Origin of the sequence: Streptomyces sp. AK08-02, from assembly GCF_033795085.1 — a bacterium.
In the GTDB taxonomy this organism is placed as follows: domain Bacteria; phylum Actinomycetota; class Actinomycetes; order Streptomycetales; family Streptomycetaceae; genus Streptomyces; species Streptomyces echiniscabiei.
In genome coordinates, this window is record NZ_JARAZV010000052.1 from 1 (window position 1) to 899 (window position 899).

Annotated in this window: 1 pseudogene; it reads right to left on the reverse strand. The window is 68.5% G+C overall.

Annotation, left to right across the window (positions count from 1 at the left end):
- Positions 1–21 precede the first annotated feature (21 nt).
- Positions 22–851 (reverse strand): annotated as a pseudogene (locus tag PV734_RS45700) (IS5 family transposase).
- Between the last annotated feature and the right edge of the window lie 48 nt (positions 852–899).

The following is an 899-nucleotide window of genomic DNA, read 5'->3' on the forward strand; positions in this document are numbered from 1 at the left end:
CCTAGGAGTTGTCTTCAAATGTCACGCCCACATCAGGAGCGATGCGAGGGTGACGGCGGCTTGGTAGGACTCGGCGGTCTTGTCGTAGCGAGTAGCGATGCCGCGCCACTGTTTCAAGCGGTTGAAGCACCGTTCCACCACGTTGCGTCGTCTGTAGAGCTGCTTGTCGAAGACCGGCGGGCGCCCGCCTCGGCTGCCGCGTCGGAGCCGGTTGCGGATCTGATCGGCCCGCTCGGGGATGGTGTGGCTGATGCCGTGCCGTCGCAGCCAGGTGCGGATGGCCCGGGAGCTGTAGCCCTTGTCGCCCAGGACATGGGCGGGCCGTGTGCGGGGCCGGCCCGGGCTGATGCGGGGCACCCGGATGGCTTCCATCACGGCGGTGAACTGGGTGCAGTCGTTGGTGTTGCCGCCCGTGAGTGTGAAGGCGAGCGGGCGGCCGACGCTGTCGCAGGCCAGGTGGATTTTGCTGGTCAGACCGCCTCGGGAGCGTCCGAGGCCGGGACTGCGGGCCCCCCTTTTCGGGCCCCGGCGGCGTGCTGGTGGGCGCGGACGACGGTGGAGTCGACCGACACCAGCCAGTCGATGTCTCCGGCCGCGTCCGCCCTGGCCTGGGCGGCGCGGAGCATCCGGTCGAAGGTGCCGTCCAGAGCCCACCGGCGAAAGCGGGTGTGCAGTGTGGCCCACGGGCCGTACCGCTCGGGCACGTCCCGCCAGGCCGTCCCGGTACGGAACTTCCACACGATCCCGTTGAGCACCGTGCGGTCGTCCAACCGCTTCCGGCCCCGCAGCGACACCGGCAGCAGTGGCCCGACGAACTCCCACTCGGCATCGGACAGTTCATGGCGACGTATCACCCCACCATGATCCACTACTCAAGATCTTTTGAAGACACCGCCTAG